The 24,905-nt window shown below is 47.9% G+C and carries 25 protein-coding genes; 16 read left to right on the top strand and 9 right to left on the bottom strand.

Annotated features, from left to right (window positions below; all coding sequences use genetic code 11):
- Nucleotides 1-257 precede the first annotated feature (257 nt).
- Complete coding sequence (locus QUB70_RS24390; RefSeq protein WP_332983968.1) at nucleotides 258-494, bottom strand: Calvin cycle protein CP12; 237 nt, start codon at nucleotides 492-494, stop codon at nucleotides 258-260.
- 389 nt (nucleotides 495-883) lie between these two features.
- On the opposite strand from QUB70_RS24390, the gene QUB70_RS24385 reads away from it, so the two are divergent.
- Nucleotides 884-1,117 carry a hypothetical protein gene (locus QUB70_RS24385; protein WP_332983966.1) on the top strand — a complete coding sequence of 78 codons (234 nt, stop codon included), beginning with the start codon at nucleotides 884-886 and terminating at the stop codon, nucleotides 1,115-1,117.
- Nucleotides 1,118-1,306: 189 nt separating this feature from the next.
- The gene (locus tag QUB70_RS24380) at nucleotides 1,307-2,560 is read left to right on the top strand and encodes an FIST signal transduction protein (protein ID WP_332983965.1); all 1,254 of its coding nucleotides are present in this window, start codon (nucleotides 1,307-1,309) and stop codon (nucleotides 2,558-2,560) included.
- Nucleotides 2,561-2,863: 303 nt separating this feature from the next.
- On the opposite strand, the gene QUB70_RS24375 is transcribed toward QUB70_RS24380, so the two are convergent.
- Complete coding sequence (locus tag QUB70_RS24375; protein ID WP_332983964.1) at nucleotides 2,864-4,930, bottom strand: iron uptake porin; 2,067 nt, start codon at nucleotides 4,928-4,930, stop codon at nucleotides 2,864-2,866.
- A gap of 920 nt (nucleotides 4,931-5,850) precedes the next feature.
- Between QUB70_RS24375 and QUB70_RS24370 the strand changes: the two genes are divergently transcribed.
- Nucleotides 5,851-6,795 carry a hypothetical protein gene (locus QUB70_RS24370; RefSeq protein WP_332983963.1) on the top strand — a complete coding sequence of 315 codons (945 nt, stop codon included), beginning with the start codon at nucleotides 5,851-5,853 and terminating at the stop codon, nucleotides 6,793-6,795.
- Nucleotides 6,796-6,853: 58 nt separating this feature from the next.
- Here QUB70_RS24370 and QUB70_RS24365 read toward each other — a convergent pair whose 3' ends face one another.
- Nucleotides 6,854-8,941 carry a hypothetical protein gene (locus QUB70_RS24365; RefSeq protein ID WP_332983962.1) on the bottom strand — a complete coding sequence of 696 codons (2,088 nt, stop codon included), beginning with the start codon at nucleotides 8,939-8,941 and terminating at the stop codon, nucleotides 6,854-6,856.
- A gap of 26 nt (nucleotides 8,942-8,967) precedes the next feature.
- On the opposite strand from QUB70_RS24365, the gene QUB70_RS24360 reads away from it, so the two are divergent.
- The 3 genes from QUB70_RS24360 (at nucleotide 8,968) to QUB70_RS24350 (ending at nucleotide 9,816) form a co-directional block, all read left to right on the top strand.
- Complete coding sequence (locus tag QUB70_RS24360) at nucleotides 8,968-9,099, top strand: hypothetical protein (RefSeq protein WP_332983960.1); 132 nt, start codon at nucleotides 8,968-8,970, stop codon at nucleotides 9,097-9,099.
- An 18-nt stretch (nucleotides 9,100-9,117) separates the two neighbouring features.
- Nucleotides 9,118-9,309, top strand: coding sequence for a hypothetical protein (locus tag QUB70_RS24355; protein WP_332983959.1), 192 nt, complete (start codon nucleotides 9,118-9,120; stop codon nucleotides 9,307-9,309).
- 84 nt (nucleotides 9,310-9,393) lie between these two features.
- The gene (locus QUB70_RS24350) at nucleotides 9,394-9,816 is read left to right on the top strand and encodes a hypothetical protein (RefSeq protein ID WP_332983958.1); all 423 of its coding nucleotides are present in this window, start codon (nucleotides 9,394-9,396) and stop codon (nucleotides 9,814-9,816) included.
- A 424-nt stretch (nucleotides 9,817-10,240) separates the two neighbouring features.
- On the opposite strand, the gene QUB70_RS24345 is transcribed toward QUB70_RS24350, so the two are convergent.
- A complete protein-coding gene (locus QUB70_RS24345) occupies nucleotides 10,241-11,776 on the bottom strand; it encodes a CHAT domain-containing protein (RefSeq protein WP_332983957.1) in 1,536 nt (511 codons plus the stop codon).
- 1,183 nt (nucleotides 11,777-12,959) lie between these two features.
- On the opposite strand from QUB70_RS24345, the gene QUB70_RS24340 reads away from it, so the two are divergent.
- The 5 genes from QUB70_RS24340 (at nucleotide 12,960) to QUB70_RS24320 (ending at nucleotide 17,496) form a co-directional block, all read left to right on the top strand.
- Entirely contained in the window at nucleotides 12,960-14,912 is a 1,953-nt protein-coding gene (locus QUB70_RS24340) for an FAD-dependent oxidoreductase (RefSeq protein ID WP_332983955.1), read from the top strand.
- Nucleotides 14,913-15,134: 222 nt separating this feature from the next.
- A complete protein-coding gene (locus QUB70_RS24335) occupies nucleotides 15,135-15,323 on the top strand; it encodes a hypothetical protein (protein ID WP_332983954.1) in 189 nt (62 codons plus the stop codon).
- Complete coding sequence (locus QUB70_RS24330) at nucleotides 15,292-15,978, top strand: class I SAM-dependent methyltransferase (RefSeq protein WP_332983953.1); 687 nt, start codon at nucleotides 15,292-15,294, stop codon at nucleotides 15,976-15,978. The genes QUB70_RS24335 and QUB70_RS24330 overlap by 32 nt, the downstream gene beginning before the upstream one ends.
- Complete coding sequence (locus QUB70_RS24325) at nucleotides 15,978-17,132, top strand: aromatic ring-hydroxylating dioxygenase subunit alpha (protein ID WP_332983952.1); 1,155 nt, start codon at nucleotides 15,978-15,980, stop codon at nucleotides 17,130-17,132. Before QUB70_RS24330 ends, QUB70_RS24325 begins: the two co-directional genes overlap by 1 nt.
- 118 nt (nucleotides 17,133-17,250) lie before the next feature.
- The gene (locus QUB70_RS24320) at nucleotides 17,251-17,496 is read left to right on the top strand and encodes a hypothetical protein (protein ID WP_332983951.1); all 246 of its coding nucleotides are present in this window, start codon (nucleotides 17,251-17,253) and stop codon (nucleotides 17,494-17,496) included.
- Nucleotides 17,497-17,581: 85 nt separating this feature from the next.
- On the opposite strand, the gene QUB70_RS24315 is transcribed toward QUB70_RS24320, so the two are convergent.
- On the bottom strand, nucleotides 17,582-18,055 hold the full coding sequence (locus tag QUB70_RS24315) for a hypothetical protein (protein WP_332983950.1): 474 nt from the start codon (nucleotides 18,053-18,055) through the stop codon (nucleotides 17,582-17,584).
- A gap of 154 nt (nucleotides 18,056-18,209) precedes the next feature.
- Here QUB70_RS24315 and QUB70_RS24310 point away from each other — a divergent pair, with 154 nt between their 5' ends.
- Genes QUB70_RS24310 through QUB70_RS24295 form a run of 4 tightly spaced genes read left to right on the top strand, consistent with a single transcriptional unit; the run spans nucleotide 18,210 to nucleotide 19,610 of the window.
- Nucleotides 18,210-18,554 (top strand): type II toxin-antitoxin system RelE/ParE family toxin, encoded by a 345-nt coding sequence (locus QUB70_RS24310; RefSeq protein WP_332983948.1) that lies wholly within the window; start codon nucleotides 18,210-18,212, stop codon nucleotides 18,552-18,554.
- Nucleotides 18,526-18,903: a helix-turn-helix domain-containing transcriptional regulator gene (locus tag QUB70_RS24305; protein WP_332983947.1), complete on the top strand. Its 378-nt coding sequence runs from the start codon at nucleotides 18,526-18,528 to the stop codon at nucleotides 18,901-18,903. The genes QUB70_RS24310 and QUB70_RS24305 overlap by 29 nt, the downstream gene beginning before the upstream one ends.
- A 4-nt stretch (nucleotides 18,904-18,907) precedes the next feature.
- On the top strand, nucleotides 18,908-19,255 hold the full coding sequence (locus tag QUB70_RS24300) for a type II toxin-antitoxin system RelE/ParE family toxin (protein WP_332983946.1): 348 nt from the start codon (nucleotides 18,908-18,910) through the stop codon (nucleotides 19,253-19,255).
- Complete coding sequence (locus tag QUB70_RS24295; RefSeq protein WP_332983945.1) at nucleotides 19,239-19,610, top strand: helix-turn-helix domain-containing transcriptional regulator; 372 nt, start codon at nucleotides 19,239-19,241, stop codon at nucleotides 19,608-19,610. The genes QUB70_RS24300 and QUB70_RS24295 overlap by 17 nt, the downstream gene beginning before the upstream one ends.
- A gap of 236 nt (nucleotides 19,611-19,846) precedes the next feature.
- On the opposite strand, the gene coaBC is transcribed toward QUB70_RS24295, so the two are convergent.
- The 4 genes from coaBC to QUB70_RS24275 form a co-directional block, all read right to left on the bottom strand.
- The gene (gene coaBC / locus QUB70_RS24290; protein ID WP_332983970.1) at nucleotides 19,847-21,046 is read right to left on the bottom strand and encodes a bifunctional phosphopantothenoylcysteine decarboxylase/phosphopantothenate--cysteine ligase CoaBC; all 1,200 of its coding nucleotides are present in this window, start codon (nucleotides 21,044-21,046) and stop codon (nucleotides 19,847-19,849) included.
- A gap of 277 nt (nucleotides 21,047-21,323) precedes the next feature.
- Complete coding sequence (gene isiD, locus QUB70_RS24285) at nucleotides 21,324-21,536, bottom strand: protein IsiD (RefSeq protein WP_006632739.1); 213 nt, start codon at nucleotides 21,534-21,536, stop codon at nucleotides 21,324-21,326.
- A 45-nt stretch (nucleotides 21,537-21,581) separates the two neighbouring features.
- The gene (locus QUB70_RS24280) at nucleotides 21,582-22,208 is read right to left on the bottom strand and encodes an alpha/beta hydrolase (protein ID WP_332983944.1); all 627 of its coding nucleotides are present in this window, start codon (nucleotides 22,206-22,208) and stop codon (nucleotides 21,582-21,584) included.
- A 176-nt stretch (nucleotides 22,209-22,384) separates the two neighbouring features.
- A complete protein-coding gene (locus QUB70_RS24275; protein ID WP_332983943.1) occupies nucleotides 22,385-24,295 on the bottom strand; it encodes an ATP-binding protein in 1,911 nt (636 codons plus the stop codon).
- A 305-nt stretch (nucleotides 24,296-24,600) separates the two neighbouring features.
- On the opposite strand from QUB70_RS24275, the gene QUB70_RS24270 reads away from it, so the two are divergent.
- A complete protein-coding gene (locus QUB70_RS24270) occupies nucleotides 24,601-24,798 on the top strand; it encodes a hypothetical protein (protein ID WP_332983942.1) in 198 nt (65 codons plus the stop codon).
- The last annotated feature ends 107 nt before the right edge of the window (nucleotides 24,799-24,905 follow it).

Genomic DNA, 24,905 nt, shown 5'->3' with positions numbered 1-24,905 from the left:
GGCAAACACAAAACTTCCTCTCAATGATTAACTCTGGAGAATTTTAGCAAACTATTTGGCACTTTAGTCAAGCTCTTAATGTTCGAGTTGCTGCTAGACTTTTGCCAAATTTTGTTCGCGCGCTTTCTTTCTTGGGTCGTTGAGACAGCTAAGGCGGGCAAATCTCGCCCTTACCTGGAGGCTTAAACCGTAAAAATTTCCCGCGCCAAAAGTTAGATTCCGGCACGGGAGCGAAGGCGTAGAGCTAGATTGCTCGTTTATTCGTCGTAGATGCGGCACTCAGCAGCGTCAGGATTGTCGTCGCAATATTTTTCAAAGGAATTCTTAGGTTTGACTTGCTTTTGGTGGGAAGCTTCTGCTTGCAGTTCTTCAACTGCGTCCCACGCCGCCGCGCATTCCCCGGAAGTTGCGCCCTTGATGTCACAGACGCTACGAGCGCTTTCTAGTTCTTCTTCAATTTTTTCTTGGATGTTGCCTGCGGGTGTTGTTGTCATCAGAAAAATGGGTAGAAACCCCGTGCTGTTAGCACGGCTTTACATTTAATTTGAATCCCCTCGCGGGGTGGAGGGGTATGGTTGCCCCTCCCGTGAGGCATGGTGGCCTCAAACTCCCATTTCTGGGGTAAAGTTAGCTTGTCGGTCAATGTTTAGTGAGCTTGTTAGGCTAGCAACACTATCTCAGTGACCTTAAGACTGTTTAGTTGCAAGCGATAGAGCGGAAAACTAGCTTCGCATTCTCCGGTATCGTGACTCAAAAAACGTAGTCAGTAAAGACTTAAGCTGGTCAGGATGGCTTGTTAGATTTCTCTTTCAAGCCTCATGCCTTTAGGTTGAGGTTCCTGACCTTTTTAAGTAAGAAAGGTTTTCTTTTTGAATGTTAGTTTGTGTTTGATTGGCAGTTTCGACCTGGTTACCCAGCTAATACTAGCTTGAGATGCGCTGCTGTTGCAGCAGCCCAGATAGAAACCGTCCATAGCTGCGATCGCAGCAGGCGTCTCTACTTCCTGCTTTACTCTAGCCCATCGGTGGGGGAAGAATGCACAGGCATCAATGCAGGTCGAGCCGACCTTACTTTTGATGAAAACATTACAGGAGGTTGGTGTGTCAAACTGTATTGAGCTTTATCTTTTAAGATTTAGCTGAAGACGGCATTTTTCACTCAACAGATTTATTCGAGACTCATGTTAACTTATGTTAACACAAGAACGGTCTGCTGGGGGAATCGATCGCCCAACAATACCGTCGCCCCAGCGGCCAGTTCCGGTTAGCCTAATGTATAGAGATAGTTTTATAGAGAAGTTCGTCTTATGGACAAGCAAAACCAAATGCAATGGGTCAGCGCTTTATCAACCCGTCCCTCTTTGGAATCCGCCCTCAAAGAAGTTGTAGAACAAGCCGATCGCGACCTAGAAGGCCCGGCTGATTTAGCGCTGATATTTATCTCGTCTGCCTTTGCCAGCGAGTATTCTCGGCTGATGCCTTTACTCCGAGAACTGCTGCCGGTGCCAGCTATCCTGGGCTGCGGCGGGGGAGGAGTCATCGGCACGAACCGAGGCGGCCTCACCGAAGAAGTCGAGGGATCTCCGGCAGTCAGCCTGAGTCTGGCCCGCTTGCCGGGAGTGAATGTCAGAACTTTTCACGTCGGTGCAGAAGAACTGCCGGACTTAGACAGTCCCCCGGATACTTGGGTGGATCTCTTGGGCGTACCAGCCCGGGAAGAACCGCAGTTTATCATTTTTGCCGACCCCTTTGCCGCAAAAATTAACGATTTGCTGCAAGGGCTAGATTATGCTTATCCGGGTGCGGCGAAGGTAGGGGGTCTGGCCGGCGGGGACGGTGCGGGCAGAGGCGCGGCGCTGTTTTGCGACTATCAGCTTTACCGAGAAGGGACGGTTGGGGTAGCTTTGAGCGGAAATATAGTTTTGGAAACGATCGTAGCTCAAGGTTGCAGGCCGATCGGGCATCCTTATCGGGTGACGGAAGGAGATCGGAATATTTTGCTGAAACTCGAAGAACAAACCGACGATAGCGGCAGCGGAGGCATCGAGCGATCGCCCTTAGAGGCTTTGCGAGAGTTAGTTCAAACTTTGAGCGAAGAAGACCGAGAATTAGCGCAGCACTCGTTATTTGTAGGCTTAGTTAGCGATGAATTCAAGCTGAAATTAGAGCCTGGAGATTTTTTAATCCGCAATCTGTTGGGAGTAGATCCGAAAGTGGGAGCAATTGCGATCGGCGATCGAGTCCGTCCCGGACAGCGCATCCAATTTCACCTGCGGGACGCCCGCACCTCCGCAGAAGACCTAGAAATGCTGCTCGATCGCTATCAGCGAGCCGCCGAGTACAGCGGTACATCCAGTGCCGGCGCCTTGATGTTCTCTTGTCTGGGGCGGGGCGAAGGGCTTTACGGCCAGTCGAACTTTGACTCGCGACTGTTCGGCAGATACATCAAAAACATCCCCCTGAGCGGCTTTTTCTGCAACGGCGAAATCGGCCCCGTAGGCGGCAGCACCTTTCTGCACGGCTACACCTCCGTATTCGGGATTTGCCGCCAAAATTCATAGTCAGCAGTCAGCAGTCAGCAGTCAGTAGTCAGTAGTCAGTTATTATTTGTTTGTTGTTTGTTCTAACTGAGATGTTACACCATTCTCAATAAGCCTTTAATGAACAGGCAAGATGCCTGTTCCACAAGAAGAAAATTCACTCTTTGTGGAACAGGCATCTTGCCTGTTCTTGAGAATGCTGCAATATCTGAGTTCTAATAACAAATAACCAGTAACAAATCACAAATCAACAAACACAAATCACCAAACACTAAAAGCGGCAGGAAACTGCCGCTTTTACCTGTCAGTAGATATTTCGGAACCTTAGAAACTAAAGGTAGTCCGCAGGACTCCTACCCAGATATCATCGTTTCTGTTGTTGTGTTCCGGATTCAAAATCACGTAAACGCCCGGTGTCACTGAAATAAAGTCATTAACTTGGAAGCGATAGAAACCCTCTAAGTGATAAGAGGTTTTGCGGTCTCTGCCGAGATCGCTCTCAGTAACTTTTGGCGGTACGCCGGCGATCAAACCGAGGAGGTTCCCAGGCTTACCAAAATCTGGCAGCGCCAAGAAAACAGCACCATTTTGGATGGTAGCCTCATTGTCGCCGCCCCGCAGTTGTTCAGCCTTCGTGTAACCGTACCAACCGCCAAGCTGAAAGCGCTGGCTCGGTTTGAAGTTAACCTGCACCCCAAAGTTATCTGATGCAGTGGCTGATTGACCGAAGGGCCGATTAGCCAAAGAACTGCCGGTGCCGCCCATGATGCCAACATCGCCTCCCCGATTGTATTTCCGGGTGTAAGTTGCCCCAATGTCAAATGCTTTGCCCAGAGAGAAGTTGAGCTGGCCCAAAGCGCTGAAAGAACCGTCGAAAATGCCCCTGCCACTGGCTGGGTTGGGAGCGTCGCCGTCGGAAGCAAGATAACCTACTGTGGCTCTCACGGCGCCTAAGTTGTATTTCACAACAGCACCAGCTCCTTCGGGGCCGCGGAACACTGCTGGGTTATAACGTCCAAACCTGGAGAGAGCACCGTTGCCACTGCTTTCCAAGGGAGCAGTCAGTTCGGCAACGTCATCGAGCCTCAGTCCTTTCGGGCCGAACCAGACTGTAGCGTTGCCTACTGGAAAGCGATACCACACTTGATCGAGGGTGAATTGGCTGCCGTCTTCGCCGTCGATGGCGAGGCGAGCCATGTTCGTACCAGTGGTAGTGGCTGTACCGTAGTTGGCGATGTTTCTAGCTTGCAAGCGGGTTCTGAGCAAGTCTCGACCGGTGAAGCTGGTGTTTAAGTTCAACCGCACCCGGTAGCCGAGGTTGGTGGCAGTTTTGTCGTCGTCAAGGCCGACACCATCTCCGAAGGTGTCGCTGACGGCAAAAATGACTTCTCCTGCCAGTTTGGTAGTGGTGGAGAACTGGTTGGCTTCGAGTTCTGCGGTGCGAGCTTCTAGGCCGTCTACTCGTCCGCGCAGGGTAGCGAGTTCGGCGGCAAATTCTTCTTGCAGGCGTTGCAGGATGGCTAAGTCGTCTTTGGTGACGAAGGTACCTGTTGACGAGCTAATTAGCTTGGTTACTTGGTCTAAGCAAGCGTTGACGCCGGCTGCAAATTCGTAGCGAGTCAGGGCGCGGTTGCCGCGGTAGGTGCCGTCGGGATAGCCTGCGATACAACCGTAGCGTTCGACTAGGGATTGCAGGGCTTGGAATGCCCAATCTGTCGGCCGCACGTCGGAGAGCTGAGAGACCGATGTCACCTGGGACATGGTTCCCGACTGTTGAGTCGGGAGCGCTTGGGGAGCGACAGGGACGATCGGGCCGCCCATTCCGGCTGGTGCTGTCTGAGCAATTTCTACTTTAGTAGCTGGGGTAGTAGCTGGGGGGACAGCGGCGACTGCTGGCACTTGAATTTTTCCAGCAACTTCTGTCAGGCTGCTTTGCACTGCCAAGTCTGATGCTTGGGGCAACGGTTCGGCTGTCCCTGCTGCTGCCAGGGGTTCAGTCACTGCTGCTGTGCTGGCGGGAGCGATTGGGGCGGCTGTTTTGATGTCGAGCGCTGTTGTTTGCAGTGCTGCCGCGCTGGTGTCTGGTTCGATTGAGGCCAGTTTTTCCGGCTGTTTTTGTGCGTCTGCGGAGTTGGCGACCGGGGTTTGGGTCGCTTCAGCGCTGCTGTTTAAAGCCAGCTTTTCTGGGGCCGCAGGGGCTGCTGCAACTGGTTCTGCAACTATTTCTGCAACTATTTCTGCAATTTTTGATTCAGATGACTGAGCTTTAGCTAGCTGGTTGGCTTCAGCGGTTGCGGTCGCTTCTGCGGCGATCGCAGTGGCACTGACGATTGATGATAGCCCCAGAATTGCAGGGGATACTAGCAGTAAATTCCAAAAAGTTCTGTTCATTTTCCTCACACCTTCACACTCTATTCAACTCGATCGGCAATTCCCAACTGCTAATTTTTGTGGTTGCTTGCCTGTTGACAATAATAACTGTCAAAATAGAACCTATCCATAACTGTTGATTCACAGTAGGCGTGTCTAGTTCCCCCTTGAGTAGTTCCCGCTTGAACGTAGGGGGCTGGCCCCTTGTACGGCAAGGGCATCAATTCAGGTCAAGCCCACATTACATTACATTACAGTTGATTGTACCATCACCTGCTAATTTCATCTCTCGATCGCAAGACTTGCTTTAGTTGCTCTGGGATCGTTCCACAACTGGTTGTACGGGTTCGACCACAATCTGCCTCAAACACACAACTGCCCCGAGTCCTCGGTTGCGCCAGACTTAACAGGCAGTTATAGGTAGGATTAGGCTTGCTTGTCGCCTCCCTTATACAGCTTTCGATCATATTATATGTCAAGGTTTTTAACCTAACTTTAAACCTCGCGGCCCGCAAGGGGCTATTTTTCCGCCTGGAGTGGGGAACGGAGGGCTAAAGGCTGATATATTTACCCCGTCGAAGCCCAATTTCAGACTTGACAAATTTTGGTTTTCCGATCGCCCCAGCAGTCGGGACTTGCCGCGTGCGATCGCCATTTTTGAGACTGCCCGTCAGCGGGTTTTATTTCCCGCTACTCTAACACAATTTTTTTGTTGTCTAGCGGTGCGACTGCAATTGGTGTTGCTTTACCCGCAGTCGCTCCGTTAGGCTAGACCAACTATACCCAAGATTCCTAGAGGTTTTAGCGATGTTTTTGTGAGAGGGCGATCGCAGGAGTTTAGTGCTAAGCTGGCGAAAATGCCAAACTTGAAAATCGAGCTGCTTTCAGAACAAAAAACCGAAACGCTGTGGGTGGGCAAGTTAGTAAAAGAGTGAGGGTTTATGGAAGATTTTGGTATTATTATTGCCTGCTGCGACCAGGATTATCTGTTTGCTAAGGGTTGCTGTGCTAGCATCCGATATTTCCTGGGAGATGTGCCGATTTGTCTGTTGATTGACGGTACATTTTCTGTGAGTGCTTTGGAAAAGTCCTACGGGGTGCGAGTTATCGATCGTACAACCGTTTCCCAAGAGGTTCTGAGGAAAAGAAGTTTTGGTTGGGGCAAAACTAAAATGATTGCTTTTTGGGAAAGTCCTTGGTCAAATTTTATGGTTTTGGATGCGGATACGATCGTCTGGGGCGATGTTCTCAAGTTGGCTAACTTTCAAGATTTTGATTTTATTGTAGACAAGCCTTGTTACGATTACTCGGATGCGGATGTTTCGGAATTTTTCTTTGACATTCCGGGCGTTGAGAAGCATTTCCCAAATTTTCGGTGGTCTCAATCGCGATCGAACTATTTTTGCACGGGTACTTTTTTTGCTAAACGCGGCGTTTTTAGCTTGGAAGAATACGTGGAAATTTTAGATTTTACGGCGGCAAATCCGGGGATATTTAAGTACGGAGAAATGGGGTTTTTGAACTTTATGATTTTCCGGGCAGCACAAGAAAATCGGCTGCGGGTGCAGAATGTGGATATGCAGTTGTTGGTGCCGGATTTTGACCAGGATTTGCTGAGAAAGCGGTTTCCGGTGGAGTCAAGCGGGCCTGCGGGCGATCGGAATCAGGCGACGGTGATTCACTGGTGCGGCCCTAAACCGACTTTATCGAGTGGGAAAGTTTACTCGGAACCGATGAATTTTTGCCGCCGCAAGTGTCAGGAAGATGTTTGGAACCGCACGGGTTTAGCTGCCGAAATGTCGCTGCAAGTTGAGGATTTACAGCGATCGATCTACGTGTATAAGAATAAGTTTAAGAAGAAGTTTCGGCAGTTGGCGGGTAAGTAAGTAGAAATTTTTAACCGCAGATGTCAGCCGATGAACGGGGATGCACGCGGATTTGGGCTTACCCTTCGAGGGGTAAAGTTGGGCCGGATGGGGGTAAAACTTGGCGGTGAACGCTTATTTTGTGGCTTTCCCGCTGAGTTTGCATTTCGACGGCGATCGCCTCAAATTCGACTTCCATGCAGCCGTAGGGAATCTCTAACTCGATACTTGCTCGCACGTTTCCCAAGCCGTTAGCTTTAAATTCGGTAATCCAGCGCGGCCCGTCGAGAATCAGGTAGGTTTGCCGATCGTACACCCAAACTTTCACATAAATCCGGGGCATTAATTCCGGCAGTTGCACTTGCACTTTTACAGGCCCGCCCGCGATGATTTCGGCGCGCGGCAATTCCAAAACGGGCATCGGTACTAACTCGTCTTCTGGCAAAACGTAGGGAGTTGGGGGAGTTGCTTCTGCTTCGACAGTTGCGGTTTTTTGAGAAACTTGTTTCGGCTGCGGGGGTTCGTCAAAAACGACAAATTCTCTGGCTTCGGGGCTAGTGGATTGGGGGTCGGAAATTGTTTCGCTGGTTTCGGGTTGCTGCTGGGTGGCGCTGCTTTCTTCCACAACGGCAATTGCGTCGCTGCTATTGGCGGTGGCTTTTAGAGTGGGCGACAGGGTGGTTGCTTTGAGCCAGTCGGGGGATTCGCCGTTGCTGGCTAAGGAACTCAGTCGCGACCAAAATCTATTTTGGACGTTTAAGGTTTGAAATGCCTTTTGTGAGGGTGCTGGCTGGGTTTCTGGGGCGGTTGTTTCTAATTCGGGGCTGTTTTCGGGTTTTTGGTCGATCGCTCCGATTTCGGCTGTTTGAGTGGGATTTGGGAGGTCTAAAGGTTTGGTTTGCGGGTCGATCGACTCTGCGGATGTTTGAGGAGAATTGGAGATTTCCGAAAGCAATTGCGATCGGCTGCTGTCGGGCAGTTTGTTACCGAAAGCAGGCAGTTCTAGGCCGCCTGCACTTGGGGTTTGACGCGCAGCCAGTAGAGGGGGTAGAGCTTCAGTGGTTGGGGGTTCGGCGGGGGAGGGAGGGTCTAAGGATTTTTCTACTAGCTTGAGGAAGGATAGATTTTTGGCGCTTCCCGGCTGTTTTGAGGCTGTTGGGGAGAGTTCGGCTTGATGCTTTTCTTCGATGAAATTGTCTTTAATTTCCTGTAGAAGATGCTCTAAACGGGCTGTAATTGTGAATAGTTTGGTGGCTAGGGCGACGCTGCCGCTGCTGAGAATTGCTTCTCCTAAAATTAGGCGGCTTTTGCACTCGGTTGGGATGTAGGTAACGCAGGCAAAGATGCAGGGGGGGGCTTGTTCTGGCATCGGCTGCTGGATTTGGGCGAGAATTTTTGAGGTTTGGGGGTCGCGCAGGTAGATTTGCAGTTGTGCTGAACCGATGAGTTGTTTGAGTTCTTGCGATTCGGATTCGGGGATGAGAGTTGCTGTTTTTCTGCTTTGTTGGGGGTGTTGGGGAATGTCGATTTTGCCGGAAATGATTAAGGGGCGACCGAGTTGGGTGACGAAGGTTTCTCGATCGAGGACGAGTTCGAGTTGGACGCCCGGTTTGGGTTCGGGGGTTTGGAGACTCGGGAATTGGTAGATTTTGGTCTGCTGCGGTGCCTCAGCGGCTGCTGGGAGTTGGGTTGGTGCGGGGCGATCGACTGGTGCTGCGATTTTTGGGGCTGGGCGATCGGCCTTAGCTGGGTTTTCTGAGTTTGAGGGGGAGGTTGCAGGTTCGGTTTGGTCGATCGGCGGTAGGGGTTCGGAGGTTTCCGATTCTGCGGGCAATACTTCCAACTGAACGCCGTACTGCCAAGGTTTTAGTGGTGTTGATTGGGGATCTGGCAAGCAGGAGAGTTCCCACAGTCCGGGTTTGAGCCTGGTGTAGGGAATGATCACGACTAATCCTTCGGGGTTGGTGCGGGCCGATCGGCTTTGGACTTTCCGCTGTGCCGATCCCTCGAAGGATGTATGGGTGATGCGAATTTCGATGTCGGTGTTGGGGTGCTGGATGCGAGCAACGACGCGGTATTTACCTTCTAGAATTTCCACGTCGGGGGTTTCTAGGGGCAACCAGGCGCGATCGCCTTCTTTCTGTAGCAAAAATTCTAATTTTTTCATCTTTCTTTCCCCTTGAAGGCTCCCGCTTGATTCGTCACAGGTTGGCGGCGGGTTGTTTGCCGACAGCTACAGGCATTGAATTACTATATGTTGTACAGTTTATCACCTCGATCGTCGGTCAAGAAAAAGCGCGCAGGATTACAGAACCAGAATTTTAGTTTCTTCTGAAAGGGTAGGTGCGATCGTCCCGCGATCGCGATCGACTTACCAAAGAACTCGCGATTCGGCAAAGTCCCCCGCCTGACACGGCAATGCCGTTTCCCTACAGGTTCCCGTACAATTATCGCGCAGTGCGAGCGTCCCCCTGCCAGCGATCGACTTACCAAACATCTGGTAGCATCTCACATCAAAAATCTCAAATCGATTGACGGCTGCCCCCAAAGCGGCTACGCTTTGAAGTTAGAGGTTGCTTTGCTTGTAGAGGAGGCAGCCCGGGTCGCCCGAAAATCTAGTTGCACTGCCCAAAGCTGTTGGTAGCAGCAATGGACAGCATAACCGCCAAACTGAGTACACCAGTATGGAGGCTAATTGAGAATCGTAGCATTCTCTGTAGCCGCCCTGCTTGCGTTACCGTGCGGGGCGGCTGGGTTTTTGGGTTTTCCTACAAAAAAAACCAAAAACCAGGAGACCATATTATGTCACAGGAATTCTTGCCTGACGATAACTTGTTCGATCGTCCAAATGACGAATCAGCAGTATCAGAACAGGAAGTCGTGCGAATCACCGTTGTCGGTTCCCGCAAAGCCGTGTTAGAAACCATCCACACCTTGTATCGGCTGGGATTTGCGGCCGTTGGCGATTGGAGCCCGCCGCAGCGAGGCCCAAAGCCGGGACAATTTGTAAGTGTCCTGATCCGCCGATCGCGCAAAGCCTAGAAATTGGGCGGGCCTCATAGGCGATAAGTCCAGGCGTATCTAAGTGGGGACTGATATCAATTTTGGTTGCATCGGAATTAATATCACCCGAAATTAGGACACGGCAGTGCCGTGTCCCTACAATAGACCTCTTGCAAAAGTCCTTTTAATCAAATTTTGGAACGGGCTCTCCGGCCCGTTCCACAAGGAAAATGTTTTTTTGTGGGATGGGCCCCAGAGCCCGTCCTAGTTATTTTTGCAAGAGGTCTAATAAATCTGGCGCGCAAGAAACGGCACTGCCATGTCCTCGCTTATCATTCCGGCGCAGCCGGAGTTGATATAAGCTGTCGCGCATTTAAATTGCATATTCGGGGCGGGCTAGAAGCCCACCCCACAAGAGTTTGATTGTTTTTTGACAGCCAATTTAAATGCAGAACAGCTTAACTTACCAAGGACTGCCGATAATGCTGAAAGCTGCCCAATAATACGGATGGGATAAATCTTTGCTGTCGAGTTTGGGGATGGACGGGGGCAAGGGAGTGTCGCCTCGGGCACTTCGCAGTTGACCGCCTTCGATCGTCACTTTGCCTTCGATCGCGGCAATTTGTGCTTGCCTGAGAGCTTCAGCTTTAATGATTGGAGGGTCATTTGGCCTGCGGATTCTTAACTGCTGGTAAAACTCTGTCATCAGGGCGAGAGTCCCCGCATCGCTGACGTACCAAAGGCTGGCGAGAGCTGATTTTGCTCCCGATTGCAGCGCTAAACCTGCAAATCCGAGTTCTGCTTCTTTGTCTCCCAAGGCGGTTCTACAGGCGCTTAATACTAACAGTTCGAGCGGCGGATTGTTCCATTTTAAATCTCTCATTTGATCGAGGCCTAGTTGGGTGTCCCAAAATTGAATGTAGGAGTTATTTGGGGTTCCGGGGCGGAATTCCGCATGGGTGGCAAGGTGGATGATTCCGTATTTGTGTTGCAGTCGCTGGGATTGCAAGTTTACTATGGTGAAGTCTTGGTTGAGAAAGGATTGACCGGGCCACTGTCGGGCGATCGCGCTCAATTCTAACGGCACTGCCGGTAGCGGTTCTTTGTTCGCCGTTTCTGAGAAATTTGATGCTCCCATTGCTAGGACTTGGGCGTTTCTGAGGTTGGTGTAATTGCTGTCTGTGAATTTGAATGCGGGGATGCGGGCGAGGCTGTATTTTTGGATCAGAAATTGCTGTCCGTCGTGCATTGCTGCTAGGGGTACGGTTCGCAAACCTGCGCCGACGCAGAACAGCAATGTTTCAATTTTTGCTGTTTGCAAATCTGTTTCTAGGGGTGCAACTATCCATTTGTAGAGTTGTTGAGCTGGTTCTAAATAGGTGGTGGTGTTGAGTTTTACCGGGTTGGTGATTTCGCTGCTGAATTCTTTGACTACTGAGAGCAATTTCTCTTGTTTGGCTTCCGGAACGCTGCGGAGAATTGGCGGGCGATCGGGCAATATTAAGATTAATTCTAGTTGGTCGGTGCGCGGGATGGCGTAAATTAAAGCTGGTTTTTTATTGGTTTGAACTGCTAGCCGGGAGAGAGTTTTTGATATTGCTTCGGCGGTTTTCGCACGGGTCTCAAAGTCTTGTTCAAAGTATGTTTGATAGTCTTCTTCCCAGCTTTCTTCGATTCTGGTTACGGCTTCGGTGAGGTTTCCCCGATCGAGAATATCTCTCATTTCTTGCCCGTTAAGTCCACCCGAGTTTGTGTTTTGGGCAATTGTAGCGAGGTTGGCGGTACTCCAGCAGAAAAATATTGCTGTCAAAAAGTAAAAAATAGCTGTTTTAATTTTTTTCTGAGTCGTGCGTTTTTGGCGGTGCTGCTGGGATTGGTAGTGCATGGTTTTGGGGCGGTTAAGGGCGCAGTTGGCGGCAGCAGTTGGCAAAAGTTTGGATGTGGGTGCGAATATTTGACTGTGCTGGCGATCGCCGCACGATTCTAAGCTGTTGTGCATTTAAATTGTATATTTCGAGTCCCGATCGAACAATCGTCAAATCCTCTCCCCCGATCCCCATCGGACCCTCTCCCTCTCTAATACCATAGGCAATCTAGATGCAACACAGCTTAGCATTCAAGACCAAGCGCAAATATCTACCGTAGGGCGTGGACACCAGCACCCACAGAGTCCCAGCACCAAGACATTTACCACTTATGTAAACTTTTGTAAATTATGCCGAAGTTTTGCAGAAACAGGACTTACGCAAAAACCCAGTTTCTTCACGTAGTAACTCCTGTTTTTTACCTAGCAGCCAGGTGCATTTAACTGAGATGTTGCACTATTCTCAATAATCCTTTTATGAACAGGCTTTCCGGCCTGTTCCACAAAAAATTTATCTCTTGTGGAACGGGCCGGAGATCCCGTTCTTAAGAATGGTGCAAGATGTGAGTTTAACCAGCATTACCTATACAGGCGTATTTGAATTTTTGCGGCACATTTGCAGTTATCAAGTTGAATTGGGTTTTGTCTTGGGATTGAGTGAGGAATAACCTGAATCGAGCGACCATATATTGAGTAATTTCAGTAGATCCATTCTCTGTATTTAGTTGTTTTAAAATAGTTAGGTTTTTTCGCGCCAACTTACTTAAACCTCGACTGGTTAATTGTTTTGCCTCGGATCTATTTCCAGTTATTCCTTACAATTCGCCGAGACTACCTTTGGCATAAGATTTTGGCTGAAAATCTCCTAGTTTTTTTAGCATCATTGACCAAGAGTTTCTTGATGGTACCCGCCACGTGATTTATCCGTGGAATCAATCCAAAATCTAAAATCTAAAATCCTCAAGCCCCTGAATTTATGCGTGGGGTCGCCTCCAAAATCTAAAATCTAAAATCGAAAATCTAAAATCGAATGACGGCGGTTGCCAAGAGTAGAGCAACATAAATAAAAACACTTAATTATTTAGATGATTTTAGGCTATGCGGTCGATCGCTTTTTCCTTATTTTTTCTTGCTTCTATCCTCAATAACTAAAGCCTTCTTGCTTCCACTATACATTGTGTGCGATCGAACTTGACACGGTGCGATCGCGATCGGACGGGGAAATGTGTCTTAGTATTTCTTCACATATCCTGCTTTCGGTCTATGATATATGCCTTATGGCGTATTTGTGTTTAAAGCCCGTTACCGCGTACCGCTGATGAGTCAATCAACCAATTCACCGCTATCCCAACCAGTTTCTCGACGCACCGCCCTCAAATTCCTCGGAGTCGGTGCCGCAGGCGGGCTGCTGGGCTACTCTCGATTTTCCAAGCCAGAGCCCGCCGTTTTTGTGCAAGATTCTCTTGACTTGCCGCGAATGCTGAATAACCGCAAAACCGTTGCAGTTGTAGGTGCAGGCTTGGCAGGGCTCGCCTGTGCTTACGAACTCTCCCAGCGGGGTTTCGCCGTGACGCTGCTCGACAAATCGCCCCAACTCGGCGGCAAAATTGCTAGTTGGCCGATACAATTCGGGAACGAAATCTTCATGATGGAACACGGTTTCCACGGTTTTTTCCCGCAATACTACAACCTCAAAAGTGTGGTTGAAGAACTAGAAATTACCGATAACTTTGTATCTTTAGAATCCTACGCCGTTGTGTTTCGAGACGGCAAATACAAACCAGAAGTTTTCCGTCCCAACCATTCAGCTTTTCCCTGGAACATAGTTGACTTGGGGATATCTTCTCCCAATCGGCTCAAGTGGGGAATCAATCTCACAAAACCCGCTCACTGGCAAGTGTTTCGAGAAATCGGCGGTTTTCAAACTCAAAAAACTTTCGATCGCCTCGACAATATATCAGTTGCCGACTGGGTAAAAGGTGAATTTCCGCGCGGACTTTACGACTTGTATTTTCTGCCTTTTGCCAAGTCCAGCCTCAACGCTCCCGACGAATTGAGCGCGGGAGAATTAATGCAATTTTTCCACTTTTACTTTTTCGGAAATCCAGAAGGTTTGGCCTTCAACGGCACGCGGCAAGATATGGGAACGAGTTTGGTACAGCCTATTGCCAGAGCCATTGAAAGCAAAGGCGGCACAGTATTGACAGATGTCGCAGTCAGTGAAATTCGCTGGGAAAACGGCAAGATTGATTCTCTGAGTTACCAGTCTGGAGACGTGCAAAGTAAAATACCTTTTTGGGTAAAGCGAAACGCGCTGTTAACTGACAGCAACTCTACGGAATATTTCGGAGCTGGGGACAGCGTATTTGCCGCAGTACCATCCGGTAAAGAGGCAATTTCTCTGAGCTGCACTCACCAAGGCTGCACAGTTCAGAAACAGAACGACGGTCAATTTCACTGTCCTTGTCACGGGGCAGTTTTTGATGCCGAAGGGCGAGTTGTCAGCGGGCCAGCTCAGCGGGATTTGCCTCGATTTAAGGTAGTTGATAAAAAAGCAGATGAGGTACAGTTGACCGCAGCGGTTAACCAATCGCAACCGCAGAATGTGGGACAAACATTGCAGGCAGATTACTATGTTTTTGCGGCAGATGTTCCGGGGATGCAGCATTTGTTTACCTTGGCCAGCGGTGAGGTGAATCCGCAGGTGCAGAGCCGGATTGAGAGCTTGAAAATAGCCGATCCGTTTGCGGTGTGCCGTTTTTGGTTCGATCGCGAATTTCCCTGGGAACACAGCAATTTCAGTTCGCTTTCCGGCTACAAACTGACTGACAGTATCACGCTTTACCACAAAATTCAGGATCAGTTCATCGAGTGGAACAAACAAACTGGTGGCAGCGTAGTGGAACTGCACGCTTATTGTTATAAGGAGAAAGAATTTCCGAATCAGGAAGTTTTACTGGCTACTTTTGAGCAAGAATTGTACGAAATTGTACCGGAATTAAAAGAGGCAAATATGCTGCACCGGGAACTGGTAAATCAAAAGAATTTCTCTGGATATCCGCCCGGTAGTTATGCGGAACGCCCGGAGACTTGCTGCGATGTTCCTAATCTTTTGTTTGCGGGAGATTGGGTGAAAATGCCGTTTCCTTGCGGTTTAATGGAAAGGGCAGTTAGCAGCGGTTTGTTGGCAGCTAATGCTATTTTATCTCAGGAGGGTTTGCAGAGGCGATCGCTCTTGACCGTGAATCCCGAAGGCGTGCTGAAAATCTAAGGTTTGCAGTGAGGACTTTAGCCCTGACCTTTTTACGGCTAAAGTTTTCACTGCAAACACCCCGATCGCAGGATTAAGGGCGATCGCTCTGCTGAGGAGAGTTGGTGATATTGCTGTTGTGCATTTAAATTGTATATTTCGAGTCCCGATCGAACAATCGTCAAATCCTCTCCCCCTCTCCCCTTCTCCCCCTCTCCCTCTCTAATACCATAGGCAATCTAGATGCAACACAGCTTATTGCTGGAAATTCAGATGGGTTGCGGTTTGTGGGTGTGGTTTCGCACAGGAGAAAAGGCAGAGCTTGCGAACAAAAAAATCATCGGCGTCGCTCTGGGTGCATCTGCGGTTAAAATATTGAATGAGTATAAAGCAATAATAGATGCTGAAGAGTCACTGGAAAATTCGCAATAAATCTGTAATGTTTGATGCTTTTGCCACAGAATACGATTTTGCTGCCACTTTGCAAAGCAAGAACGATTTTTTTACTAAGAACCTATCGACCAGCAAAGGTACAGCATTAGATATTGGCTGCGGTTCGGGAATTCTTGCTTTTGAATTAGCCAAGTATTACGATCGTGTAGTGGCGGTCGATTTGTCAGAAAAAATGCTAGATATAGCCCGTCAAAAACGCCCCGCACCCAATATTGAGTACATCCAAATGGATGTCAGCAGCTTAGAACTCGATCGCCAATTCGATTTAATCGTTAGTGCCTCCACTTTTCACCATCTAAAACATCTGCCCAGCACGCTCCAATCAATTAAAAAAATATTAAACCCGCACGGCAAAGTCGTTTTTTTAGATAATGTATCGGAAGTCGAAACACCTGCTACAATCGGCTACATAGTAGGTGCGACGAAAGATTTTGTTCCCGACTGTTCCAAATACGGATTTCGCAATGCTTCAAGATTATTAAAGTTTCGATTATCGCCTGAGTGGTTGAAGCATTTAGCCAGCGACAGGTATTTGTCAGAAGGAACATTTAAAAAGATTTACGGTCGTTACTTTCCCGGCTGTTATTTTGTAAAATTGGGTTGTTTTATGGGCGTAATCTGGGAACATTTGTAATGCAAAACAACGCGATAAAATCGGGTTCTGCAAGGGGAGAAAAAACTCACATCCGCGAGTTGGGCATTAATCTCGATCGCTGGTATGCGATCGCCCGCAGCACGGAGGTGCAAACTCAGCCCGTAGCTGCGAAAATCTGGAATCGGGCGATCGTACTTTTCCGCGACAGTGCAGGCAAAATCAACGCTTTAGAAGATAGATGTCCGCACCGGCAAGTTAAACTCAGCCACGGCAAAGTTAAAGGCGATTTAATCGAATGCGCTTACCACGGATGGCGGTTAAATGCAAGCGGAGAATGCGCCGAAGTCGATTATTTAGCAGAAAATCAAAAGCTACCTAACTGCAAAATTCGCTCCTATCCAGTCAAGGAACAAAACGGTTTTATATGGCTGTTTCCAGGCGACGAAACACAAGCCGAAAAAACTCATTTACTGGATGTGCCAGAGTGGGAACATCTCAATTATATTGCCACAGTTTCAGTCATCGACTGTCAGGCACACTATTCATTTTTAATTGAAAACTTGATGGATATGTACCACGGACACTTGCACGATGATTGGCAAGCTTGGGCAAATCCGGTGTTAGATACTTTAGAAGAAAACGAGCATCAAGTAACTGCTCGCTATCAGGCACAAAGTTATTACAAAATAGATAAAATTTGGTCAATTTCCCAGTTATTTTTTAAATCTCTGCGCCGACTGCACCCGGAACCGCTAGAGGTGAGTTACGTTTACCCGCACTGGGTTTCAACTTTGGGGAGCGACTTTAAGATTTACTGCTTGGTTTGTCCGGTGAGCGAGACGGCAACTCGCGCTTATTTAATTCATTTTACCTCATTAAATGCGTTTTGGCGGCTGCACAAATTGCCTGTTTGGTTTCGCAGGTTTATCAAAAATCGTTGTTTCGGTGCTGCTCAAAAGTTATTAGATGGTTTGGTGCGGCAGGATGTGTTAATGATTGAGGAAGAACAACAGGCTTTTTTGCATAATTCGGAAAGAAAGAGTTATGAATTAAATCGAGCTTTAGCCAGTGTGCAAAAGTTGATGAGAAGTCAGGCAGAAAATAGACTTGAATTACATAAATCTTTCATCGATACAGAAACCGCAAATATCAGGCAGATCGACACAGATACAACGCAGATAATTTCAAGATAATTTGGGGATGAATGCAATACAAGTCTTATGAAGAACGTGACAGCGCCAACCAGTGATAGCTGGCTAAATGCACTAATTGAATCGCTAAAAAACCCCGCCGAAGCTGCGGCTTACCTGAGTGTGGCTAAAGACAGCAGAATCACCGGATTCTCAACTGCTGCGGGCGGAATTTCAAGACGTAATTGATGCGTGTTTGCGGGCGAACAATCTTTCAAAGCCAGCTAAAGTGCACCACGAAAAACTAGATAAAATTATTTCCGAAAGTGGCGCTGATGAAATTTACACTTTGATCGCGTTATTGGATGCGCTAGGATTTAGGCTAAGAGTTATTTTAAAAGAAGATGAATTGGCGATCGGGGAATAAAATCCATCGCAATTCATCTGCGTTAATCTGCGTTAATCTTCCCCTATCTGCGGTAAAAAAAAATCTAAATCCCGCAGCACAAACCTTACTTTTTAGCCCGCTGCTGCTGGTAAACGCTGACAACTTTCTCCGCAAAAGTAGCAGTTGCGCCACTTTTGCAAGCTGCGGAGTCCCCAGTCATCCACCAGCAAGCGGCGCGGCGTACAGCGGTTAATTCATTGTTGCTGCTAGCTTTGTATTCGTCGCGCAGCAAATCGCCCACGATACAGGTAACAATTGATTTGGCTTTTGTCGCGTCTGCCTCAAATTGTTGCGGTGTTAAATCTTGTTTGGTACAGAATTTTGCCCAGCGGGAAATATTATTCGGTAAAACTTGCCACTGACTGTACATTCCGTCATTTGCGGTTTGAGGCGGCGCGGCTTGTCGCAGCGCTTCTACGAGGGCGGAAACTTGCGCGTCGGTGACTGCTTGCGCTGTGGCTGGAAGTGATTGCAATCCGAGGCTAATTATCAGGCTGCCGAATAGTAGATTGGTTTTTGCGATCGATTTAAAATTCATTCACAATGCCCTGTTTGATTTAATCTTTGTTTCCTGAAACAAGGTTTACTATTTTTTCTATCGAATACCTCTGTCTTAAGTATGATTTATTTGCCCACTTAATGCAATGTCGCTCGCCTTACGATAGAAATTGTTAATCAATTACGATAAAATCATGGAAGTACAACCCAGGGAAATTCGCAACTACCTGAGAGCAGATGGGACAAATCCTTTTGAAGATTGGTATAACTCACTCCGGGATACCACAGGCAAAAACAGGATTCGGTTAAGGCTTAAGCGAGTCATGACTGGTAATCTAGGAGATTGTAAGTCCGTCGGAGAAGGAGTTTTTGAACTCAAAATTGACTGTGGCCCTGGATATCGGCTTTACTTTGGACAAGTCGGGCTGACAATTGTACTTCTGCTAATAGGTGGAGATAAGAGCACTCAAGAGCGAGATATTGGCAAAGCTATTCAATATTGGAGAGACTATGAAAGACGTGAAAGCACCAACGAGTAGGAGTTACCAAGAATTTCTGATCGAATCTCTGAGAAATGCCCAAGAAGCAGCAGGTTATATCGAGGTGACATTGACAGAAGCCAGCGATGAACCTAAATTGCTCCAAATGGTACTCAAAGACGTTGTAGATTCTCGGCTAAAGTTCAACAATTTATCAGAGTCAGCTCAACTTCAATGGGAAAAACTTGACAAGATGCTGACAGCAAGAGGCGGTTCGGAAATTTATAGTTTGGTAGAATTGCTCGAAGCGTTAGGATTTAAACTAGAAATTACTGTCGCAGATATTGAGTTGCCGGCTGAATGTACTGTCGATCGCCCTACGATAGAAATTGCCGATCGACTGCGATAAAATTATGGAAGTACAACCCAGGGAAATTCGACGTTACATCCGACCCGATGGCCGGATTCCTTTCTTAGAGTGGTACTATTCCCTACGAGATGGCAAAGCCCAAGTTAAGGTTGATGCAAGACTTGAGCGAGTTAGTCTCGGCAATCTGGGGGATTATAAGTCAGTCGGAGATGGTGTCTGCGAACTCAGGATTAACTACGGCCCTGGCTACCGGATTTATTTTAGACAAATAGGAGCGACAATTGTGCTTTTGCTCTGTAGTGGGGATAAAAGTACCCAAGAACAAGATATTCTCAAAGCGAAGGAGTATTCGGCCGATTATGAAAGAAATGAAAATGCCTACCAGCGATAGCTACCGCGAGTCCCTAATTGAATCTCTCAAAGATGCGGAACACGCTGCTGGTTTTATCGGCGCTATCTTGGAAGAAAAAGACCCTGAACCCGCACTTTTGAGAAATGCCATCCGAAAGGTGATTGAGGCTAAAATCAGGATGAATGCTCTTTCGGACTCAGCAAAAGAAGTTCACGAAAAACTCGATAAGATGCTGACTGAAAGCGGCGGTTCGGAAATTTACTGTTTGGTAGAATTGCTCGAAGCGTTAGGATTTAAACTAGAAATTACTGTCGCAGATATTGAGTTGCCGGCTGAGTCGGAATCAACGGAAATTGGGGAATCAGAATTATCCCCGGAACCCGCTAATTTCTAGCAAATTGCAGTTTCATTTCGAGCGAAATAAAGCTTCATAGAGGTTATCTGTTGTGTGGGGGCGGGTTTATATAGATTGTTTGCGGGTATTAAATATTATTCGTAAAACCCGCCCCTACAAATGTCTGTAGGGGCGGGTTTTACAGACAATCTGTGCTTAAGACCAACCATCTGGTAAACCCGCCCCCACAAAACGAAAAATCCGAAATGGGTAACATCATCGCAGTTCGATCGCCCTCACCCCTCCATCACAAAATCAAACAACCGGTGAGCCATTTCTAGCTTGCTGCAAGGTGCTATTTCTACTTGCTTCCCGGCGGCATTAATTAATATTGCTTGATTGGTATTGCTGCCAAAACCCGCACCTATTCGATCGATCGGGTTTGCGGCAATTACATCCAGTTTCTTCGCCCGCAATTTCTCCAAAGCAGGCTTGACAATATCCCCAGTTTGTGCTGCAAACCCGATTAATTTTTGGTGCGGCTGTTTCAATTTTCCCAACTCTGCCACAATATCCGCTACCGGTGCCAAAGGCAAACAATTCGGGAGCGATCGCTTCGGCAATTTCTCACTGCTGTACTCAGCCGGCCTCACATCCGCTACCGCCGCCGCCATCACCGTCAAATCCGCATCGTCAAAGCATTGCAGCATCGCCTGCCACATTTCTTGGGCACTCGCAACTGCGATCGCCCGCATACCTGACAGCGGCAATTCCCCAGTTATACTGTGTACCAGCGTCACCGTCGCGCCCCGATGCTGTGCAGCTTGCGCCAAAGCTACGCCCATTTTGCCCGTGGAAGGATTGCCGATAAACCGCACCGGATCGAGGTGTTCCCGCGTTCCTCCCGCGCTGATTAACACCCGTTTTCCCGCTAAATCTCGATCGCCCTTCGCATACAAAAGCGACTCAATATGAGGCAAAATCTCACCAGGTTCTGCCATCCGGCCGACACCCGCGCGATCGCACGCCAGCATTCCCGCCCCCGGATTCGCAGCATGATAGCGCCGATAGGTCAAAACTTCCCGCCAATTCCGCTGCACCGCAGGCTGTTCCCACATATCCGTATTCATCGCCGGTGCCAGCAAAATTGGGCAAGTAGAAGCTAAGACAGTATTAGTCAGCAAATTATCAGCAAAACCCCCCGCCAACTTAGCCAAAGTATTAGCTGTCAAAGGAGCAATAACAAAAACTTCCGCCCATTCTCCCAGTTGAATGTGCAGGGGGCGCCCGTGACTTGCTTGCCAAAAATCTTTGTCAGTAAAAGCAGGATGGCGGCAGAGAGTAGCAAAAGTCAAAGGCGTCACAAACTCCCCGGCTGCATCAGTAAGAATAACTTTAACTTCCGCCCCAGCTTTCGCTAAAGTTGAAACTACTTCGCAAACTTTGTAAGCCGCAATTCCGCCACTAACGCCGATTAAAATTCGTCTGCCTTTCATGATTTTTGGTAATACAGCAACCTTCGAGGTCATGAGAACTTGATGAATTCCTGAAACCATTGCGGAGAATTGCCCGATCGCATCTCCTAATTCCTAATTTTTTCTTCCTTCTTCCTTCTTCCTTCTTCCTTCTTCCTTCAGCCATAAAAAAGAATCAAGAAAGAAGTTAAGATGAAAATAGACTCAAATCTATAATTCATCTGTTTAATCCGCAACAAAATATGCTGCTAACTTCTTCCTCAATTCCGCCCTTAATTTTTGAGCTAGATTTTTAAGGCTATGCTTCGTCGTAGGCTTCCATATCCAGAAGGTGGAGATAAGGTTCAACCAGCTCCGGCCGCTGAAAGGCAAGCGATCGCAACAAATGCCAATCATTCAATCCCTCAAAAGGATCTGTATAATCGTCAACTTCCAAACGGACAGCCAATTCTGCCACGTCCTGTGAAGTAAGTACAGCAATATCGCGCGATGCTTTGGTTAAAGTTTTCATTTTTTTCCCCTGCCCGAGACTTCCGCCATACTATATCCTAAGCCTTTAATCCAATTTCGACACAGTTTTTACAACAAAACTTCGCATTACATCTATAACTTCCGGCAGAATCTCGTGTCCCATGTTAAATTCTCGATACTGCACCGGAGCTCCCCAAGCCGTCAAACTCTCGCGCGATCGCACGGCAGCACTAACGGGCACAATAGTATCTTGAGTACCGTGCACGATTAAAACAGGCGGCAAAGCACTCCCAGCAACGGTTGAAATCGAGGAGTGCAAATAACCGCTCAGACAAATTAAGCCGGCTACGGGCAAAGTCAATCCCACATCCAGAGTCATCGCTCCACCTTGAGAAAAACCGCCTAAAATAGTGCGAGACAAAGGCACACCCGTGCTGTTTTCCAAAGACAGCAAAAATTCTCTCAGCAATTGTCGGCTTTCTACCAATCCCTCAGCGTCTTTATTTTGAAGGTCATACCACATTTTGCCACCAGTTACGTGGGGATGAGGAAACGGGGCATCGGGAAACACAAACTGATAATCCGGCAAATTGAAAGCCGGTGCTAAGGAAGTCAAATCCCGCGCATTAGCACCCCATCCGTGCAAAGCGACAATCAAAGCGACAGGTTTGCGATCGGTTGTTGGCGGAATGCTAATAGATTGTAAAGACATCGTGATTAGTAATTGGTAATCGGGCCTTGCGAAAATTATAAATTGTTGCGGCGGTTCCAACCCAACTTTTAACGGTAGGGTTCGCAATGCGTACCTTACCTAAGTCAATGCACACCTTACTAACTGTTAACTGTAGGGTGCGCAGTGCGCACCTTACGTAAGTAGCAATACGCAGCTTACAAAACAGTCCCTATTTCCTTCAAATAAACCCGTGTAAACGGTTCATCATCCCCCAGACTGTACTGTTCGATCAACCCTTGGCGGCGAATAGAAATACTACTTCCTTCCCTCATCACAACAGTATCGTCATCAGTGCTTTCTCTGACCAAAATCATCTCAGTTTCTCCCGGATTGTCCAGCACCACCATATTGCTGCCCCGATAAAACATTCCCTCAGCTTCCAAAACATCTTCGGGATATTCAGCAATCAACAAATCTAGCTTGGGATTGCGCAGCAAAGTTTGCACGTTAAGATTGTAATTCTTATTCAAAACTTTTTCAGAACGGTTGACAAAAAGTCCACCGCGACAAACAGCACCGATAGTCCAATCGGGATGCTGCAACAGAATGTGGTCGATTGTTTCTTGCAGTTCGTACACCGAAATTCGATTGAAAGTAATAATCGGAATTCTGGCTGATTTTCCCGAGTCAAAGAAGGTTTCGATAATATGTGAAGGCACATCAGTACCTTCGCCGACAGCCGGGTTGAGGTGCATGAAAATTCCCGGCGCGGCATTGATTTCGAGAATCCCAAAATTGCCTGTTTTCCAAGATTTTTCGAGAGTTTCTGTTACCACATCAACCCCCAAACAAGTTAACCGAAAATGTAGGGCAATATCTTGAGCCAAAACAATGTTATCCGGGTGAATAGTGCGGGTAGCATCGATGCTGACGCCGCCTGCTGAAAGATTGGCGACTTTCCGCAGAGCAACAGTACGATCGCGCTCTAGCACGCTATCCAATGACAGCCCTTGTTCTTCCAGATACATTTCCATCGCTTCGTCGGACTGAATTTTGCTCATCGCCGAAGTTGGCGTGTCCAAACGTTCGGGTTTGCGGTTTTCACGGCGGATCAATTCGCGAATTGTTGAGTCGTCGTCCCCTGTTACCGAAGCGGGCCGGCGTTCAGTTGCCGACACAAATTTGCCGTCAACGCACAGCAGCCTAAAATCCGATCCTTTGATGCTGTTTTCCACAATTACTCGCACCGGGTCAGTTTCGGGAATGGCCTTAACTGCTCTTTTAAAAGCCGCCTGCAATTCCTCAGCATCTCGGACATCTGCTGTTACGCCAATTCCTTTATGACCGACTACTGGTTTGATAGCAACTGGGTAGCCAATTTCTCTAGCAACTGCCAGAGCTCCGTTTTCTGTGGAGACAATATCGCCTTTGGGAACAGGAAATCCTAATGTAGCGAGAAAAGCTTTGCAATCGTCTTTGCGCGTGGTAAAATCTGAGTCTAAATGGCTGTCGGAATCAAAGGTTGTTGCAGAACCGCGAACCAGTTTTTTGCCGTAACCGTATTGCATCAGTCCTTCATCCCACAAATAAAATGCGGGAATGCCTTTTTGGGATGCCGATCGCATTAACGAATAAACTGTCGGGCCTCCGTAAACAGACTGCCGGAACATATTTTGCAGCGCGCCCATTTGTGCTTCCAAGGGGAAATCTTGATTTTGCTCGATCGCTTCAAACCAATCCCAAACAGCGTAAACTACGGCTCTGGCGCTGCGGGCGTGAAGTGCTTCTATGCTGATTCTGTTAAACTGAGAAAACGGCTTGACGTTCCAGTGTTTGAAGTGCAAACCCATGTCGAGTTTTGCTACTTCTGAGCAGGTACGGCCGAACAGTTGGGCGTGGTTCGAGAAAGTTTCGTGCAGCAGTTGCGGGTAGCGATCGCCGATAATTTCATGGTAATCTGCGATCGGCTTTGGCTCGCTCGCGCCCGTCACCGCCCAATCGAAAACTAAAGCCGCTGTTTCTAAATAAGGGTTTGGCCCCATATAGTGTTTGAAGTTGAAAACATCAAAAACATCGGTTTTTCGAGCATTGACGCGGGCTGTCTCGGTGCTTTTTTCTTGCAGCATTTTCTAACCTCCTTTTAGCTAATTTTCTACGGTAACTCTCTTGTCAGTGCAGGGATACTACCTGCGGGCATAGATATTGCACAGATCGGTTGAAACAAATACTCCCGCCAATTCTGCCTTAATCATAGCGGGAGAGTCACCAAATCTTCCTTTTTCCTTCAATATCTGACTGAGGACTGATGACTGATGACTAAATGACTGTTGACTATTTCTTTCCCGCTTCCGAAAAAAAGCTATAACTTTTGAGAGGTACAGCCTCTACTTTAATTGGCTAATGTGAAAAGGGGTTTAATAGGCATAAACTTATGAAAATCGCACAAACTGCTCTCAGAGATCGAGTTCACCAATTAGCTGAGGAAGCATTTCACCTGAAACTAATTTCTGGATACGGCGACGGTCAAAACAGCAACGAATATCAGATTGTTTGGGACGGCAAACCCAGACACCTGCCTTTAGAACGGGCGCATACAGTATTGAGCAATTTGATCGAGCGATCGCACTAACTGCCGATCGGACTACTTTAGAACTTTTTAGGACTTATAGGAAATACCCTGAAAACCCCGTGACTTCAGTCCGGGGATGAAAGGGAGTTGCAGGATTTATCCTGCCT

It is taken from the genome of Microcoleus sp. A003_D6 (assembly GCF_036702825.1).
Taxonomy (GTDB): domain Bacteria; phylum Cyanobacteriota; class Cyanobacteriia; order Cyanobacteriales; family Microcoleaceae; genus Microcoleus.
The sequence above is the reverse complement of the archived record's forward strand: the minus strand, read 5'-3'. Positions and strand labels throughout refer to the sequence as shown.